17 protein-coding genes are annotated in these 17,256 nt (G+C 36.3%); 1 reads left to right on the top strand and 16 read right to left on the bottom strand.

The features are described from left to right. Nucleotides 1-52 precede the first annotated feature (52 nt). Genes EKL95_RS14445 through EKL95_RS14435 form a run of 3 tightly spaced genes read right to left on the bottom strand, consistent with a single transcriptional unit; the run spans nt 53 to nt 2,390 of the window. Entirely contained in the window at nt 53-991 is a 939-nt protein-coding gene (locus EKL95_RS14445) for a mevalonate kinase (RefSeq protein WP_126458259.1), read from the bottom strand. A 59-nt stretch (nt 992-1,050) separates the two neighbouring features. Then, nucleotides 1,051-1,245 carry a hypothetical protein gene (locus tag EKL95_RS14440; protein ID WP_126458256.1) on the bottom strand — a complete coding sequence of 65 codons (195 nt, stop codon included), beginning with the start codon at nt 1,243-1,245 and terminating at the stop codon, nt 1,051-1,053. Nucleotides 1,246-1,289: 44 nt separating this feature from the next. Next, nucleotides 1,290-2,390, bottom strand: coding sequence for a diphosphomevalonate/mevalonate 3,5-bisphosphate decarboxylase family protein (locus EKL95_RS14435; protein WP_126561262.1), 1,101 nt, complete (start codon nt 2,388-2,390; stop codon nt 1,290-1,292). Nucleotides 2,391-2,503: 113 nt separating this feature from the next. Between EKL95_RS14435 and EKL95_RS14430 the strand changes: the two genes are divergently transcribed. Further along, nucleotides 2,504-2,983, top strand: a complete 480-nt coding sequence (locus EKL95_RS14430) for a TspO/MBR family protein (protein ID WP_126564500.1) — start codon at nt 2,504-2,506, stop codon at nt 2,981-2,983. A gap of 44 nt (nt 2,984-3,027) precedes the next feature. On the opposite strand, the gene EKL95_RS14425 is transcribed toward EKL95_RS14430, so the two are convergent. The 13 genes from EKL95_RS14425 to EKL95_RS14365 form a co-directional block, all read right to left on the bottom strand. Further along, nucleotides 3,028-4,236 (bottom strand): NAD(P)/FAD-dependent oxidoreductase, encoded by a 1,209-nt coding sequence (locus tag EKL95_RS14425; protein WP_126564499.1) that lies wholly within the window; start codon nt 4,234-4,236, stop codon nt 3,028-3,030. Continuing rightward, nucleotides 4,233-4,910 carry a glycerophosphodiester phosphodiesterase gene (locus EKL95_RS14420; RefSeq protein ID WP_126564498.1) on the bottom strand — a complete coding sequence of 226 codons (678 nt, stop codon included), beginning with the start codon at nt 4,908-4,910 and terminating at the stop codon, nt 4,233-4,235. Before EKL95_RS14420 ends, EKL95_RS14425 begins: the two co-directional genes overlap by 4 nt. A gap of 538 nt (nt 4,911-5,448) precedes the next feature. Next, entirely contained in the window at nt 5,449-6,819 is a 1,371-nt protein-coding gene (locus EKL95_RS14415; RefSeq protein ID WP_126458241.1) for an NADH-quinone oxidoreductase subunit N, read from the bottom strand. Between the two features lie 13 nt (nt 6,820-6,832). Continuing rightward, nucleotides 6,833-8,275 (bottom strand): NuoM family protein, encoded by a 1,443-nt coding sequence (locus EKL95_RS14410; protein WP_126553087.1) that lies wholly within the window; start codon nt 8,273-8,275, stop codon nt 6,833-6,835. 107 nt (nt 8,276-8,382) lie between these two features. Continuing rightward, the gene (nuoL, locus tag EKL95_RS14405; RefSeq protein ID WP_126564497.1) at nt 8,383-10,266 is read right to left on the bottom strand and encodes an NADH-quinone oxidoreductase subunit L; all 1,884 of its coding nucleotides are present in this window, start codon (nt 10,264-10,266) and stop codon (nt 8,383-8,385) included. Nucleotides 10,267-10,272: 6 nt separating this feature from the next. Beyond that, the gene (gene nuoK, locus EKL95_RS14400; protein ID WP_066079401.1) at nt 10,273-10,593 is read right to left on the bottom strand and encodes an NADH-quinone oxidoreductase subunit NuoK; all 321 of its coding nucleotides are present in this window, start codon (nt 10,591-10,593) and stop codon (nt 10,273-10,275) included. A 1-nt stretch (nt 10,594) separates the two neighbouring features. Continuing rightward, nucleotides 10,595-11,107, bottom strand: a complete 513-nt coding sequence (locus EKL95_RS14395; RefSeq protein ID WP_126453958.1) for an NADH-quinone oxidoreductase subunit J — start codon at nt 11,105-11,107, stop codon at nt 10,595-10,597. Beyond that, on the bottom strand, nt 11,108-11,653 hold the full coding sequence (locus EKL95_RS14390) for a NuoI/complex I 23 kDa subunit family protein (protein ID WP_126458232.1): 546 nt from the start codon (nt 11,651-11,653) through the stop codon (nt 11,108-11,110). Between the two features lie 205 nt (nt 11,654-11,858). After that, nucleotides 11,859-12,911: an NADH-quinone oxidoreductase subunit NuoH gene (nuoH, locus tag EKL95_RS14385; protein WP_126453962.1), complete on the bottom strand. Its 1,053-nt coding sequence runs from the start codon at nt 12,909-12,911 to the stop codon at nt 11,859-11,861. Then, a complete protein-coding gene (locus EKL95_RS14380) occupies nt 12,904-13,953 on the bottom strand; it encodes a 2Fe-2S iron-sulfur cluster-binding protein (protein WP_126453964.1) in 1,050 nt (349 codons plus the stop codon). Before EKL95_RS14380 ends, nuoH begins: the two co-directional genes overlap by 8 nt. A gap of 67 nt (nt 13,954-14,020) precedes the next feature. After that, nucleotides 14,021-15,388, bottom strand: coding sequence for an NADH-quinone oxidoreductase subunit NuoF (nuoF, locus tag EKL95_RS14375; RefSeq protein ID WP_126553081.1), 1,368 nt, complete (start codon nt 15,386-15,388; stop codon nt 14,021-14,023). Nucleotide 15,389: 1 nt separating this feature from the next. Continuing rightward, entirely contained in the window at nt 15,390-15,920 is a 531-nt protein-coding gene (locus tag EKL95_RS14370) for a complex I 24 kDa subunit family protein (protein WP_126515160.1), read from the bottom strand. Between the two features lie 86 nt (nt 15,921-16,006). Next, entirely contained in the window at nt 16,007-17,245 is a 1,239-nt protein-coding gene (locus tag EKL95_RS14365) for an NADH-quinone oxidoreductase subunit D (RefSeq protein WP_126453972.1), read from the bottom strand. Nucleotides 17,246-17,256 lie beyond the last annotated feature (11 nt).

Here is a 17,256-nt window from a genome sequence, read left to right as displayed (position 1 = left end):
TATTTTAGGTTTTCTTCTCCCTCTCCTTTGAAGAGGGTTGGGGAAAGGATGTTTAAAACTGGTACACGACTTCTAGTTTATACTCTTTCAGGGAAATTTTGGCTTTTTCTAAATCTTCTGTGAATCCTAAGATGTAACCACCGCCACCAGAACCACATAATTTCAAATAATAATCATTACTGTCAATTCCTTGTTGCCAGATGCTGTGAAATTGTTCCGGAATCATTGGTTTAAAGTTATTCAAGACCACTTTAGATAGTTTCTTGGTATTCATGAACAATGATTTCATGTCTCCGCCCAGGAAATTTTCAACGCAGGCATCTGTATATTTTACAAATTGATTTTTCAACATGGCGCGGAATCCTTTGTCTTTCAGGTTTTCCATGAAAATATTCACCATGGGAGCGGTTTCGCCCACAATTCCAGAATCTAACAAAAATACGGCTCCTTTGCCGTCAAAGCTTTGATTTGGAATTCCGGTTGCTTGAATGTTATCTTTAGAATTGATTAAAATAGGGATACTCAAATAACTGTTCAAAGGATCTAATCCAGAACTTTTTCCGTGGAAAAAACTCTCCATTTGAGAAAATATATTTTTTAGCTGCAATAATTTTTCACGAGTCAAATTTTCCAGAACCGTAATTTTATTTTGAGCATATTTATCATAAATAGCGGCTACAAGTGCACCACTGCTACCTACGCCATAACCCTGAGGAATACTGGAATCAAAATACATTCCGGCTTCCACATCATTTTTCAAGAGGTCTAAATCAAAAGTAACCAGATTGGGGTGTTCGTCTTGTAAAGTGTCTAGATAGATAACAAAACGCCTTAAATTCCCATTTGATTTTACCGCTTCTTCAGACGAATTTCCGTCTCTTTTGAGCGCACCATTATAAAAATTATATGGAATTGAAAGCCCTTTTGAGTCACGAATTATTCCGTATTCTCCAAAGAGTAGTATTTTTGAGTAAAATAAAGGTCCTTTCATATGGTGTTGTAAATTAACAATTTGGGGGTTGGCAATTAGGCATTTTTTAATGTGCTGTTTTATAAATCAACTTGATCGCCACGATTCGCTTCCTGAATTTCAAGGTCAATTTCTTCTTGTTGTTCAGGTGATAAATTTTTCCAAACCTCTTTTTTTTGTGATTTGAAAATGTTTTTCACAGCTTCAATTATGGCTGTGTCGTCAGTTTCTAACAACATTTTTATCAATTCTAATTTCTCGGATTGAATGTCCATGTTTTCAGGTCTTTAAAAATTAAAGATAGTGAAAAATAAATAAATTAAAGCAATACCGCTCCATTTCCAATTTCGTCACAAATGTACTGACCATTTTGACAATAGCCAACTAATTCGTGCTGAATAAATTGTAAAACTTTTTCGGCAACATTCTCAGGATATAAAACATGCACATTTGCTCCGGCATCCAGCGTAAAACAAACCGGAATTGTAGTCTCATTTCTAAATTTCCAAATCGCATTTATAATCTCCAACGTATTTGGTTTCATCAATATAAAATAAGGCATCGAAGTCATCATCATGGCATGTAACGTCAAGGCTTCGCGCTCTACAATTTTGATGAATTCGTCCAGATTTCCACTTTCGAAAATTGAAATTAATTGGTCTAAATTTTCGTGCGCCTGTGCAAACCGCCTTTCGGCAAAAGGATGGTTGTGCATTAAATCATGTCCAATGGTACTTGAAACTTGCTTTTCTCCTTTGTCAACCAGCAAAATAGTGTCTTGAAAATTCTTGAAATTAGCATGAATTGCATTTGGAAATTCCACGCCAAATAAATCCGAACTTCCGGAGATATTTGCATGATTTCCCCACACTACAACTTGTCCTTTTACACTTCTGCAAGCGCTTCCAGAACCCAAACGCGCCAGCAAAGACGCTTTTTGATAGAAATACTCCTTAGTCATTCCTGGATTTAGCGCTTTTTCTAAACTCATTAAGTTCATCGCCAAAGCTGCCATTCCAGATGCTGATGAAGCAATTCCGGAACTATGTGGGAAGGTATTTTCCGTGTCAATCGTAAAATGGTAGTCTTTCAAAAAAGGTAAATAAATTTCTATTCGCTCCAGAAATTTTTGGATTTTTGGTTTGAAATCTTCTTTTGGTTGTCCTTCAAAAAGTAAGTCAAAAGAAAAATCATCTTTTATGTTTAGCGCAGTTGAAGTATTTTTTTTGGTGAAAGCCAATTTCGTAATTGTTTTACAATTGTTCAACGTAAAACTCACCGAAGGATTTGCAGGAATTTGATTGTCTTTTTTTCCCCAATATTTTACAAGGGCAATATTGCTGGGTGCGCTCCATTGAAAATTGCCTTCTTCAATCGAATGTGTATATTGTGATGGAATAAAATCGTTTGCTGAAATCATGAATGTATAAATTTATGCAAAGATACTTTTTTTGGGTTATTTGTTTATTCGTTTAGTTGGTTAATCGTTACAAAGATTTGAGTAAATTTGGCTCACATTAGAAAAATATAAAAATGAATAAAATCACCCGAATATTAGCTGTTGTTGTTACGTGTCTTGCGATTGGTTATTTCTCTGGTACGGTTACTCGTTCTGCCATTACCACTTGGTATCCAACCTTAATAAAACCAAGTTTTAATCCGCCCAATTGGATCTTTGCACCAGTCTGGAGTATGCTATATGTGATGATGGGTGTTGCGGCTGGATTAGTTTGGGACCGAATAGAAGTAGAAAAAGAACTAGTAAAAAAAGCGTTGATTTTCTTTGCGATTCAATTAGCACTGAATGCTTTGTGGTCGTATTTATTCTTTGGATTACACAACCCGATGTTAGCCGGATTAGAAATTATTGTATTGTGGTTGATGATCTTTGAAACGTACCTTCAGTTTTCAAAAATCAATAAAATTGCGGGCTATTTATTCATTCCGTATTTGGCTTGGGTAAGTTTTGCAGCGGTTTTGAATGGAAGTATCTGGTGGCTGAATAGAGGATAGTTTTTTAACCTTTTAGGCTTCCACACTGTTAAAGCGTTGATTTATTATATAGCACTCGCCACAATAAACCCACTCGTCCACGCATTCTGAAAGTTGAATCCTCCAGTAATGGCATCAATATTAACAATTTCACCAGCAAAATATAGGTTTTCGTGTAGTTTGCTTTCCATAGTTTTGAAGTTAATTTCCTTTAAATCAATTCCGCCTGCCGTCACAAATTCTTCTTTAAAGGTGCTTTTTCCATTCACTTGAAAAGTGCCATTCGTTAATTGATTCGCAAGATTCGTCAATTGAATTTTAGACAAATCGGCCCATTTCGTCTCCGCTTCAATTCCGGAAGCGAACACCAAACTTTCCCATAATCTATTGGTTAATTCGAAAGGAGATTTCTTGGAAACTGATTTTTTCGCGTGTTCCTGTTTTAAGTCTTTTAGCTTTTTCTCGACATCTTCTTTGTCAGCATCGTTCAACCAATTCACGAAAATATTGAACTGATAATTTTTATCATGCAAGATGCGGGCGCCCCAAGCGGAGAGCTTCAAAATTGCCGGGCCACTCATTCCCCAATGGGTAATTAACAACGGACCTGTTGATGTAAGTTTGGTGTCTTTTACCTTTACGGTTACTTGCGCCGCAACTCCGGGTAATTCTTTTATTCTGAAATCTTTGATATTAAAAGTGAATAAGGAAGGAACCGGGCTGACAACTGCATGACCAAAATTCTGTAACATTTCCCATACTTTAGGATTACTCCCAGTAGCTAGAATCAGTTTTTCGGCAAGATAATTTTCAGTTTGGGTTTCGATTTTCCATTCATTCTCTTTCTTGAAAATTGATTGTACACTTTGTCCTGTAAGTACTGCAATACCCAGTTTTTGTGTGGCAGTTAGAAAACAATTAATAATTGTTTGTGAAGAATTCGAAACCGGGAACATGCGTCCGTCTCCTTCTATTTTTAATTCTACACCATGTTTCTCAAACCATTCAATCGTATCACCAGAACAAAACTGATGAAAAGGACCTCGTAATTCTTTTTCGCCGCGCGGATAAAACTTCACCAATTCATTTGGCTCAAAACAAGCGTGCGTCACGTTGCATCTTCCGCCGCCGGAAATGCGAACTTTTTGCAATACCTCTGCACCGCGCTCCAGAATGGCGACTTTCAGTTTTGGATTTTTTTCTACAATATTTATCGCTGTAAAAAAACCTGCTGCGCCACCGCCTACTATTATTATATCAAAATTCTGATTCATATTCTATTTGGGAAATCGGTTATGATTCCGTTTACGTTGAATGTTTTTATTTTTTCAATATCTTCTAATTCATTGATAGTCCAAGGAAAAACCTGCAATCCTTTTTCTTGCATTTGCGCCGTGTTTTCTTTTGTCAATAAATGAAAATGCGGATGGATGGATTTTGCCTGAATGAATTTGGCGAAAGCCAAAGCCAAGTCTAAATCAGTTTCCGTTAAAACGCCAATTGAAATTTTATCATTTAAAAACGCCACTTGCTGCAACGCATTCCAATCAAAACTGGAAATTAAAAAACGATCATATTTCCAACCTTTTTTAGCAACATGTTTTTCAATGAGTGAGACTACTTTGTCTGTTGCTTCGTAGCTTTTGAGTTCAATATTGATCAGGCAGCCTTGGTTTACCAAATCAAAAACCTCTTGTAGCGTAGGGATTTGGTGCTTTCCATTTATTCGAAATGCCTTTAATTCTTGCAAAGATAAAACTTTTACAAAACCTTTTCCATTGGTCGTACGGTCAATGGTTTCATCGTGAATAACAATTAATTCTTCATCAGCACTCAAATGCACGTCGAGTTCAATACCGTCCACATGTAGGTCTATTGCTTTTTGAAACGAAACAAGAGTGTTTTCCGGTTCGTATCCTTTAGCACCACGATGTCCAATTTTGAGCATTGCCTTTTAATTTCGAGTAAAGATAAACATAAAAAAAACGCCTTCATTTCTAAAAGCGTTTGGATTTAAAAAGTAAACTCATAGTCAGTTTAGATTCTTCGGTATCGTCTCCAGCTTTTGGAGAGTCCCAGATTTTATTATTTCAATTCTAATGCGAAACAAGTGTTAAGAATCAGTATTACAAATCGATTAAAAAAAACAGAAACACCTTCTATATATCTTATTAAAGTATAAAAATAAGCGACTTACGGAATTCTCGAAGTGCTTTTAAACATACGATTATTCAGACTAAAGCATTAAAATTAGTGCAAATTTATTCGACAATTTGTGAAAAATTAGAAAAGATTTAAAATATACTTGTGAGCGATTCAGTAACAACGATAAGCCAGATTTAACAGATCCAGAAATTATGACCATCTATTTTGAAAAAAGACAATACCGTTCCATTAGATTGAGCACACAATTCATTGCAAAAACACATGACAAAAAAATTCTGATAGCTAAGTCATCAGGATTTTTTTTAATATACAGATTTAATTTATGCCAACAAATCCAACACTAAGGATGGAAACAACCCTAATGCGATATTCAACACAATTGCTACAATGGCAACCGCATAAATAACAACCGGCGTTCCTTTTCGTTCCTCGTTTGGTTCTTTAGTGTACATCGCCAAAATCAATTTGAAGTAGTACCCAACGCTTATAATCGAATTGATCACTGCTACGATCACTAAAGTCAAATAACCCGCTTGAATCGTTTGATTGAACAAAACCAACTTAGCAAAGAAACCCGCAAAAATAGGAATACCTGCCATAGAAAGTAAAGCTGCCGTAAGAATGGCCGCTAATAAAGGGTTGGTTTTTCCTAATCCGTGGAAATTTACAACATCTTCGTTGTCTCTATTTTTACAAACGTATAAAATCACACAAAAAGCAGCGATTCCAGATAAAGAATACGCTGAGGCATAATACAACAAACTTCCAGCTGATGTAGACAAACTCAACAAAGTCATCAACATAAAACCGGCATGAGAAACGCCAGAAAAAGCCAACATACGTTTCACGTTTGTTTGTCTCAATGCCATAATATTACCAACGGTCATCGAAGCCATCGAAATCACAACGACTACCATTTTGAATGACTCAGAAACATCCGCATTCATTACTGATAGTAATTTGTACAAACTAGCCATAGCAACTACTTTTGCCAAAGTACTCATTAATGCAGTGGTCAACGCTGGAGAACCTTCGTAAACATCAGGTGCCCAGAAATGAAATGGAACTGCCGCCACTTTAAACAACATCCCTATGGTAACCAACACAATTCCTATTGGAAACCAAACTGGCAATTCCGCTGATTGCGACAATTCACTGATTTCAGTAACGTCAAAACTTCCCATGGCACCATAAATTAAACAGATCCCAAAAAGAATGATTCCAGAGGCAAAAGATCCCATTAAAAAATATTTCATTCCCGCTTCGTTACTTTTCAAACTCAAACGGTCACTTGCAGCAAGAATGTAAAGTGCAATGGACAACACTTCGATTCCTAAAAAGAACATCGCTAAGTTTCCAAAAGAAACCATTGCCACTGCCCCTGCTAATAAAAATATTTTTATGGCAATATAATCCGAGATTTTAGATTGGTGATTTTCGTAAAAATTATGTCCTAAAGCTACCAAGAAAATGGTTAGCACAATAAACAAAGACGAAAAAGTAGTTGAAAATTTACTCACAACAATCATGTTGCTATAGTAACTTTCCGTTGAATTATATTCAGATATAGTTAAACCCAGCACTCCCAATAATCCAATAATCATTATTGGAACAATGGCTCTTCTTAAATTAAAGATTTCAAATAAAAGGCATAAAACACCTAATCCTATTATAGCTATTAATGTATTCATTTTTTTATTTGACTTAGTTAATTCGGTTTATTTGAGTTAAAATTTCTTCCAGACTTGGGGTAATCAAATCAGTAATTGGCTTTGGATACATCCCAAAAAAGAATAAAACACCAATTATTAGTACCAAAGTTATTCCTTCATTGAACGTTACATCCGCAAAAGGTTTTGAATTAGTTTCGCCCAACATGGCATGTTGAAACATTTTCAACATATAATACGCTCCTAATATTATGGTTGTTCCTCCTAAAATAGCAAACCAAATGTTGATTTGTGAAAGACTGTATAAAACGGTGAATTCTCCAATGAAATTAAAAGTAGTTGGCAAAGCAACAGAGGCTAAAACCAAGATTAAAAACATTGATGTAAATTTTGGTGTCTGTGAACGAATGCCTCCCATTTCAGCAATTGCTCTAGTTTCATATCTTCTAAAAATAATTTCAGCTACATAAAACAACCCAACAACTACAAATCCGTGTGCAATCATTTGTAAAACAGCACCACGCAATCCGTCTAATGTCAACGTGTACGTTCCGGCTGCTATTAATCCAACGTGAGCCAAAGAAGAATACGCTAATAATTTCTTCAAATCTTTTTGTTTCAATGCAACGATAGACCCGTAAATCACCCCTGCAAGTCCAAGTCCGATGAAAATATACATGTATTCCTTAGCTGCCAGAGGTGTCAAAGGCAATTGCCAACGAATAACGCTATACAATCCCATTTTTAGCATGATCCCTGACAAAAGCATCGTACCAACGGTTGGTGCTTTCTGATACACATTTGCCTGCCAAGTATGAAAAGGAATTAATGGAATCTTAATGGCATACGCCAAGAAGAAAGCTAAGAATATCCACAATTGTTCAGTTGCTGTTAGGTTCAATTTGTATAAATCTTCTAATAAAAGACTTCCCGCTTTTTGATACATATAAACAAAAGCCACTAACATAAATAAAGAACCTGCTAAGGTGTAGATAAAGAATTTAACTACTGCTTTTTTGCGTTCTTCTACGTCTCCGTTACCCCAAATTAAAGCGATGAAGTAAATTGGAATCAATGATAATTCCCAAAAAACATAATACAACAAACCGTCTGATGCTAAGAATGTTCCTGCCATTGCAAATGACATGAACAAGATTAACGCATAAAAAGATTTTGAATTTTCGTATTGATTTCCAAAAGAAGAGAATATAATTATTGGAGTCAAAACCGTAGTCAATAAAAGCATCGCCATTGACAATCCATCTGCTTTTAGAGCGAAAGAAATATTAGGTTGCGTAATCCACTGGTTGATGAAACTGATGTTTTCACCTAAATTATAGTGATTTAATAATACAATTGAAGCGCCTGCAGCAGCTAACCCAAAGAACAAAGCTACTTTTGAAGCTAGCTTATCGCCTGCAAGATACGTTGCAAACGTACCGACCAAAAGTATAATTAATATTAGAGATACATTCATTTGTAATTATTTATTGTTTTTTAAACATCCTTCGAACCAGATTTTTAAAAGAAAATTTATTTTAAAATTATAATTTTAGTATTATGAAAACTTGTGTATAAATTCGGTTATTCTGCTAAAAACAAATACGAAACAATAGCACAAAGTCCTAAAACAAAGGCAAAGAGATAAAGACCGATACTTCCGTTTTGGACTTTCTTTCCTTGAAAACTTATTTCGTTTGCTACTTTTCCAATACCAAAAACAAAAGCTGTTACACCCGTTTCTATTGTGTCTCTGAAAAAACGAGACAAAAAGTTAATTGGTTTAACAAAAATAGCATCATAAAATTCGTCCACATAATATTTATTGTAAAGAACTTTAGAAAATCCTGTAATGGCTGCATCCTCTGTAGGAACCTCGTTTTGTTTGATGTATTTAGCGTAAGCAATACCAATTCCAACCAATCCACCCACAACAGCAATAACCATCAAGATGTATTCAGTAGTTCCTAAATGGTGTTCTGCCGTGGCTAATTTAGGTACAATAGGAGTCAAATATTCATTCAACCAACTATTTCCAGGCAAACTGATCATACCACCTATAGTAGCCAATATTGCCAAAACAATCAAAGGAATGGTAATCAAAGCTGGACTTTCGTGCAAATGGTGCTTTTGTTCTGCTGTTCCTCTGAATTCTTGGAAGAACGTTAAAAACATTAAACGGAACATATAAAAAGCAGTCATTATAGAGGCAACCGAAGCCACAATCCATAACGGAATGTTATTATGGAAAGCCACTAATAATATTTCGTCTTTAGAGAAAAAACCGGAGAATAATGGAACTCCTGAAATCGCTAATGAAGCAATAAGCATTGTTGCAAAAGTAATTGGCATTGCTTTTTTCAATCCACCCATCTTGCGCATGTCTTGTTCACCGTGCAAAGCATGAATTACAGAACCGGAACCCAAGAACAAACAAGCTTTAAAGAAAGCGTGCGTGATTACATGGAAAACAGCCACTTCATAGGCGCCCAATCCCAAAGCCAAAAACATTAATCCCAGTTGAGAAACAGTAGAATACGCCAAGACTTTCTTAATATCATTTTGCAGCAGTCCAATGGTTGCAGCAACCAGAGCAGTAACCGCTCCAACAATAGCAATAATCGATTGTACATCCGGAGTCAAATCAAATAAGAAATTCAATCTGGTAATCATAAAAATCCCTGCTGTTACCATCGTCGCCGCGTGTATCAGTGCCGAAACCGGTGTTGGTCCCGCCATCGCGTCCGGTAACCACGTATACAATGGAATTTGTGCTGATTTACCACAAGCACCAATGAATAACGCGAAAGCAGCAACAGAAAGCCAATACATATCAAGATCCGTTGCACCGGCAATAGCAGTTTTTAAAGTAGCGTAATCTAAAGTCGAGAATAAATTACCCAGAATGAAAATTCCAACTAACAACCCTAAATCCCCAATACGGTTCATGATGAATGCTTTCTTTGCAGCGTCATTAAATTCTTGGTTTTTATGCCAAAAACCAATTAACAAATACGAACAAAGACCTACGCCTTCCCAACCGATGAACATCACTAATAAGTTACTTCCTATTACTAAAAGAATCATGAAAAATATAAACAGATTCAAATACGCAAAAAAGGTATGCATATTTTCATCCTCATGCATATAACTGATCGAATACAAATGAATCAAAGATCCAATTCCGGTCACAAAAAGCAACCATAAAATGGACAGTTGGTCCAATTGAAATCCAAAATCGACTTTGAAAGTACTGATTTGGATCCAGTCAAAAAGAGCAATTCGAATGCCTTCTGGTTGCGCTGCAATTCCACCGAAGAAATAAGCAGTCGCAATAAAAGAGACAACAACAGAAAGTGTTCCGATTATTCCAGAAAGTGATTTTCCAAGGCTTTTGCCAAAGAAAACATTAATTAAAAATCCTAAAAAAGGAGCAAGAACTAAAACTAAAGCTATATTGGTATTCATTTCCATTTATCCTTTTAGGTTTTTTAAATTATCGATGGTAATTGAACCTAAATTTCTAAAAATAGAAACCAGAATTGCCAATCCTACCGCAACTTCTGCCGCAGCAACAGCCATCGAGAAGAACACAAAAACTTGTCCTTGCGCATCTTGATGATACGTCGAAAATGCTACAAACAATAAGTTTACTGCATTCAGCATAATTTCAATTGACATAAATACGATTATGGCATTTCGTCTGTACAACACCCCAAAAACGCCAATACAAAAAAGTATCACGCTTAGGAATATATAATTTTCAATACCAATGTGGTTTAAAATATTGTTCATTTTATTTTTGCAATTTTTCTTTTTTAGACAATAAAACAGTACCAATCATAGCGACCAAAAGCAATATAGAGGCAAATTCAAAAGGCACCATATATTCGTTGAGCAACACTTTACCCAGTACTTTTATAGATTGATAATCTTCGCCAGTGGTTACATATTCGCCAACAATAGGTTTTGAGTTGATAAAAATAGCAATCAAAATCAAACATATCAAACAAAAAGAAACAATTGCTCCTAATCTTGTTATTCTTGGTTTGTGGACTTCTTTTTCTTCGTTCAGATTCATCAACATGATCGTGAACAAAAACAAAATCATAATCGCTCCAGAATACACGATGACATGTACTATGGCTAAAAATTGAGAATTCAATAATAGATAATGACCCGCAATCGAAAAGAAACACACCACTAAATAAATAGCACTGTGAATCGGATTTTTGCTGAAAATTGTCAAAAAGGCGGTTGCTAATGTGATAGCAGCCAATACACAAAAAATTATAAGTATTGTAGACATTTAGTTCGCGTTTTTAAGTTGAGCATTTTTCATTGCGATATCTAATGGCATGACCAATCTGTCTTTTCCAAAAATGAAATCTTCTCGTTCATAACTTGAAGGAACCAATACTTTAGAAGTCGTCAGGTAAATGGCGTCTTTAGGACAAGCCTCTTCACACAATCCACAAAATATACAACGCAACATATTGATTTCATATATCGAGGCATATTTTTCTTCTCGATACAAATGTTTTTCATCCTCTCTGCGTTCTTCAGCCTTCATCGTGATGGCCTCTGCAGGACAAGACAACGCACACAAACCACATGCTGTACAGTTTTCACGACCTTCCTCATCTCGCTTTAACATGTGCTGCCCCCGATACACAGGACTCATTTCACGCACTTGCTCCGGATACTGAATCGTTACTTTTCTGGTGAACAAATGCTGAATCGTAATTATCAAGCCTTTGACAATCGCAACCAGGTACATTCTTTCCCAAAAAGTCATCTCTTTATTAGAGACTACTTTTTTCCTTCCCGATAAGGATATGTTTTCTATACTCATTTTTTAGTCATTTCGAGGAACGAAGCAATCGAACACTCAATTTTAATCCTTTCTACTTATTTTATTTGAAGCTTAATCCTGCTATTCGCTGTATCTTTTATTTTTTAAAGAAAAAAATAAAAGGATGCCGCTACTATCAGGGCTAGTGATTTTGAGATCTATGTATTAAATTTAATGCTAATTAATTTTATTTTAAGAGTAGACATTAAAATCCTAAATAAGCCGCAATATCGCTTCTCAAAATTACAATACCCGTAATCACTATATTGATGATAGACAGTGGAATTAATATTCTCCAACCCAAATGCATCAATTGATCGTATCTAAATCTTGGAATAGTCCATCGTACCCACATATAAAAGAAAATGAATCCACATATTTTTATAAAAAGAACTCCAATACCTATAACATTGGCAATATTGATTCCCCAATTTTCAACCACCCAACTCATCCCAGGATAATTATAGCCGCCAAAGAATAAAACCGCCAAAATAGTAGATGAAATAAACATATTTGCATATTCAGAGAACAAATAGAAACCCATTTTCATCGACGAATATTCCGTATGATACCCTCCAATTAATTCGGTTTCACATTCTGGCAAATCAAATGGCGTTCTGTTGGTCTCCGCAAAAGCACACACCAAGAAAATCAAAAAAGATAAAGGTTGGTAAAAAACATTCCAACTCATTCCAGACTGCTGTGCTGAAATTTCTCTCAAACTCAACGTCCCGGTCATCATCAATAGAGCGATAATTGAAAGCCCCATTGCCACTTCATAAGAAACCATTTGAGAGGCAGCACGAACCGCACCAATCAATGAAAATTTATTGTTTGAGGCCCAACCTCCAATCATAATTCCATAAACACCTACAGAAACAACTCCAAAAAAGTATAATAATGCTATGTCAATATCAGCTGCTTGCAGCAAGATATCCCTGCCAAACAAATGAAAACGATCGCCCCAAGGAATAACAGCACTAGTCATTAAGGCCGTACTCATTGCAATGGCCGGACCTGCAAAAAACAACACCCGGTTTGGCGTATTGGGTTCAAATTCTTCTTTCGAAAACAATTTCAAACCATCAGCAAGTGGTTGAAACAATCCCATAGGTCCCGCTCTGTTAGGACCAACTCTATCTTGAAGCCATGCGGCAACTTTACGTTCTGCCCAAGTAGAATACATCGCCATAAGCATTGTTATAGCAAAAACTACTACAATAATGACGCTTTTATCAATGATAAGTGTACTATCCATTATTACCTAAGCTTTTTTGATTCGTAATATCTTCTTCAGTCAATGGAAACTCTACCATGCTTATTTTCTTGCGGTCTTTCTCTCTTCCTAAAAGAATATTCTCTTCGGTAGCGATTTCCACTTTTTGTAATTTTCTATTGTATTTATTTTGATTGATCACAGAATCTTTTTCAAAGGCTCTCGGTCCTTCAATAATCCAATCCGCAACATCTTTGTGATCAAAACGACACCCATTACAAATAAATTCATCTACTTCATGGTACTCATCTTTTCTTCCTGTAACGCGTTGAATTTCGTCACCAAACATCCAAACGGTAGTTTTTCCAGAACAAGTTGGGCAATCTCTGTGTGCATTATAAGGTTTGCTGAACCAGACTCTCGATTTAAATCTAAATGTTTTATCTGTTAAAGCGCCTACCGGACAAACATCAATCATATTTCCAGAGAATTCATTGTCAACCGCTTTTGAGATACACGTTGATATATTAGAATGATCTCCTCTATCCATTACTCCGTGCACACGATCGTCTGTCAATTGATCAGCCACCATCACACAGCGGTAACAAAGAATACAACGGTTCATGTGTAATTGAATATTTGGTCCTATATTTTCGGGCTCAAATGTTCTTTTTTCTTCGATAAAACGCGTTTCTGACTTTCCGTGCTCAAAGCTTAAATTTTGCAAATCACATTCTCCTGCCTGGTCACAAACCGGACAATCTAATGGGTGATTGATCAATAAAAACTCCGTTACTGATTTTCTGGCTTCGGTTACTCTTGGCGAAGATTTACTGTTCACTTCCATTCCGTCCATACAGCCCGTTACACAAGATGCCATTAATTTTGGCATTGGTCTTGGATCAGCTTCACTTCCTTTTGCCACTTCCACTAAACAACAACGGCATTTTCCGCCGCTTCCTTTTAGTTTAGAATAATAGCACATCGCTGGCGGAACTACCTCTCCACCTATCATACGTGCTGCCTGCAGGATTGTTGTTCCTGGTTCTACTTCTATGCTTTGACCGTCTATGGTTACTTTCATTATCTACCAATATTTAACTCCTACGGAGTATCTTAATTCTGAAATCAAAAAACGTTAATCCTTACTCTTAAATCATTTCTTTAGAAACTAAATGCTTTACTTTTTCAAAAGGTTCCGCAACAAAATGATCTCTATGTTTTATTTTTTCCGGGAAACGAATGTGGTATTCAAACTCGTCTCTAAAGTGCCGAATCGCCGCTGCCACTGGCCAAGCTGCCGCATCACCCAATGGACAAATTGTATTACCTTCAATTTTGCTTTGAATGCTCAACAACAAATCGATATCTTCTTCACGACCGTGACCATTTTCTATTCGGTGCAATACTTTTTCCATCCAGCCTGTTCCTTCACGACAAGGGGAACATTGTCCACAACTTTCATGGTGGTAAAAACGAGAGAAATTCCAAGTATTACGAACGATGCAAGACGTATCATTATAAACGATAAATCCACCTGATCCTAACATAGAACCTGTTGCAAATCCACCGTCACTTAACGATTCGTAGGACATTAAACGATCTTCACCGGCGGCAGTTTTATAAATCAAATGCGCTGGTAAAACGGGAACAGAACTTCCTCCCGGTACAAATGCTTTTAAAGGTCTGTCAGAGCTCATTCCGCCTAAATATTCATCAGAATTCATGAATTCATAAACACTTAAACCCAATTCAATTTCATAAACTCCTGGGTTTTTAATATGCCCTGAAGCCGAAATTAATTTGGTTCCTGTAGAACGACCAATACCAATTTTAGCATATTCCGCACCTGAATTATTAACAATCCATGGCACTGCGGCAATTGTTTCTACATTATTAACTACTGTTGGATTAGCCCAAAGTCCTGAAATAGCAGGGAATGGTGGTTTGATTCGAGGATTTCCTCTTTTTCCTTCCAACGATTCTATCAATGCAGTTTCTTCCCCACAGATGTAAGCTCCGGCACCGCAATGAACATATAGTTCTAAATCATAGCCTGAACCTAATATATTTTTACCCAAAAATCCAGCGGCTTTTGCTTCGTTAATGGCTCTTTCTAATATTTTATAAACCCACATATATTCTCCACGAATGTAGATGTAGGATAGGTTTGCACCCAAAGCATAACTGGAAGTGATCATTCCTTCAATCAACAAATGAGGAATAAATTCCATCAAATAACGATCCTTAAAAGTTCCTGGTTCTGATTCATCTGCATTACAAACTAAATGCCTTGGTTTTCCTGATTTTTTATCAATGAAACTCCACTTCATTCCTGCGGGAAAACCTGCCCCACCGCGACCTCGCAATCCGGAAGTTTTCACTTCTTCGACAACCTCGTCTGGCGTTAATGTTTTGATGGCTTTTTCTACTGAAGCATATCCACCATTCTGACGGTACACTTCGTAAGTTTTAATCCCCGGAATATTTATTTTATCTAATAATATTTTTTGTGACATATTATGTATCGTGTAAAACTATTGTATCATTTTTGCAATCTTCAATTAACTGGTCGATTTTTGCCACCGTCAAATGTTCTTTATAAAAGTCTCCTAATTGCATCATTGGAGCGTAACCACAAGCTCCTAAACATTCCACGCCTCTTACTTCAAAAAGACCATCTTGAGTAGTTTCACCTACTTTTACACCTAATTTTTCACAAGTGTAATCCATTAAATCCTCGACTCCGTTCAAACAACAAGGAGAGGTTTGGCAAAATTCGAACATGTATTTTCCAATTGGTCTTTGGTTGTACATCGTATAAAACGACACTACTTCGTACACTTCAATTGGTTTAATCAAAAGAATTTCGGCCACTTTATTCATTAATTCAATACTCAACCAATTCTCATGAGCGTCTTGAACTTCATGCAAAATAGGCAATAACGCCGATTTTCTTTTGTTTTCAGGATAATGACTAATCAATTCATTGATGCGAGACATCAAGACTTCAGTCATATTTATTTCTTGTTTGTGATACGTACGTTCCATTTTTTATTATTTCAAATTTTGAATGCTAAATTTTTAATGTTTTTTAACTTTTATTCAAAATTTATAATTCATCTTTTATAATTTCATTAAGCGTCTAATTCTCCGGCAATAACATTTAAACTTGATAAAATAACAATTGCATCTGAAAGCAAGGCTCCTTTTATCATTTCTGGATAGGCTTGGTAATAGATAAAACAAGGTCTGCGAAAATGCAATCTGTACGGCGTCCGACTTCCATCAGTAACCAAGTAAAAACCAAGTTCTCCATTACCTCCTTCTACCGGGTGATACACCTCAGCAACCGGAACCGGAACTTCACCCATTACAATTTTGAAATGGTAAATTAAGGATTCCATATTGTTGTACACATCCTCTTTAGGCGGAAGGTAATAATCCGGGACATCCGCATGGAACTCGTTGCCTTCTGGCATTTTTTCCAATGCCTGACGAATAATACTCAAACTTTCCCAAACTTCAGCGTTACGAACACAGAAACGATCATATGTATCGCCTGATTTTCCCACCGGAACAATAAAATCAAAATCTTCGTAAGAAGAATAGGGTTGCGCAACACGAATATCGTAATCAACACCGGTAGCCCGTAAGTTAGGACCGGTAAATCCGTATGCCATAGCTTGCTCAGCCGATATAGCGCCAACATTTACAGTTCTGTCAATAAAAATTCTATTTCTTTCGAATAAGTTTTCAAATTCTTTCCAAGCGGCTGGAAAATCAGCTAAAAAAACATCTAATTTTCTAAAGGCTTCTGGTGACCAATCTCTTTCGAAACCACCAATTCTTCCCATATTGGTAGTCAAACGAGCCCCGCAAATTTCTTCGTATATTTCGTATACTTTTTCTCTAAATTGGAAAACATACAAAAAACCGGTATAGGCGCCGGTATCGACACCAAGGATTGAATTACAAATAATGTGATCCGTAATTCTCGCCAACTCCATTACGATAACTCTTAAATATTGTGCTCTTTTAGGAACTTCAATATCTAATAATTTTTCTAATGTCATCCACCAACCCATGTTATTGATAGGCGACGAACAATAATTCATTCTGTCCGTGAGGGGAGTGATTTGGTAAAAAGGTCTGTTTTCAGCGATTTTTTCAAAAGCTCTGTGGATGTAACCAATGGTTGGTTCCGCCTCCAGAATTCGCTCTCCATCCATCAACAGGATATTTTGAAAAATACCGTGAGTCGCAGGATGCGTAGGCCCTAAATTCAATATAGAAAGCTCGCTTCCATCTTCATTTAACTGCGCTGCAATTCTTTTAGCATAGCGATGCTCTGGGGATAATAATAGTTCTGACATTTATTTAATGT

The organism is Flavobacterium sp. LB2P53 (assembly GCF_003970305.1).
GTDB lineage: Bacteria > Bacteroidota > Bacteroidia > Flavobacteriales > Flavobacteriaceae > Flavobacterium.
The sequence above is the reverse complement of the archived record's forward strand: the minus strand, read 5'-3'. Positions and strand labels throughout refer to the sequence as shown.

Bases quoted from the DNA above. Each gene is read 5' to 3' on its own strand.
- EKL95_RS14445 (WP_126458259.1), bottom strand. From the start codon at position 991: ATGAAAGGACCTTTATTTTACTCAAAAATACTACTCTTTGGAGAATAC.
- EKL95_RS14440 (WP_126458256.1), bottom strand. From the start codon at position 1,245: ATGGACATTCAATCCGAGAAATTAGAATTGATAAAAATGTTGTTAGAA.
- EKL95_RS14435 (WP_126561262.1), bottom strand. From the start codon at position 2,390: ATGATTTCAGCAAACGATTTTATTCCATCACAATATACACATTCGATT.
- EKL95_RS14430 (WP_126564500.1), top strand. From the start codon at position 2,504: ATGAATAAAATCACCCGAATATTAGCTGTTGTTGTTACGTGTCTTGCG.
- EKL95_RS14425 (WP_126564499.1), bottom strand. From the start codon at position 4,236: ATGAATCAGAATTTTGATATAATAATAGTAGGCGGTGGCGCAGCAGGT.
- EKL95_RS14420 (WP_126564498.1), bottom strand. From the start codon at position 4,910: ATGCTCAAAATTGGACATCGTGGTGCTAAAGGATACGAACCGGAAAAC.
- EKL95_RS14415 (WP_126458241.1), bottom strand. From the start codon at position 6,819: ATGAATACATTAATAGCTATAATAGGATTAGGTGTTTTATGCCTTTTA.
- EKL95_RS14410 (WP_126553087.1), bottom strand. From the start codon at position 8,275: ATGAATGTATCTCTAATATTAATTATACTTTTGGTCGGTACGTTTGCA.
- nuoL (WP_126564497.1), bottom strand. From the start codon at position 10,266: ATGAATACCAATATAGCTTTAGTTTTAGTTCTTGCTCCTTTTTTAGGA.
- nuoK (WP_066079401.1), bottom strand. From the start codon at position 10,593: ATGAACAATATTTTAAACCACATTGGTATTGAAAATTATATATTCCTA.
- EKL95_RS14395 (WP_126453958.1), bottom strand. From the start codon at position 11,107: ATGTCTACAATACTTATAATTTTTTGTGTATTGGCTGCTATCACATTA.
- EKL95_RS14390 (WP_126458232.1), bottom strand. From the start codon at position 11,653: ATGAGTATAGAAAACATATCCTTATCGGGAAGGAAAAAAGTAGTCTCT.
- nuoH (WP_126453962.1), bottom strand. From the start codon at position 12,911: ATGGATAGTACACTTATCATTGATAAAAGCGTCATTATTGTAGTAGTT.
- EKL95_RS14380 (WP_126453964.1), bottom strand. From the start codon at position 13,953: ATGAAAGTAACCATAGACGGTCAAAGCATAGAAGTAGAACCAGGAACA.
- nuoF (WP_126553081.1), bottom strand. From the start codon at position 15,388: ATGTCACAAAAAATATTATTAGATAAAATAAATATTCCGGGGATTAAA.
- EKL95_RS14370 (WP_126515160.1), bottom strand. From the start codon at position 15,920: ATGGAACGTACGTATCACAAACAAGAAATAAATATGACTGAAGTCTTG.
- EKL95_RS14365 (WP_126453972.1), bottom strand. From the start codon at position 17,245: ATGTCAGAACTATTATTATCCCCAGAGCATCGCTATGCTAAAAGAATT.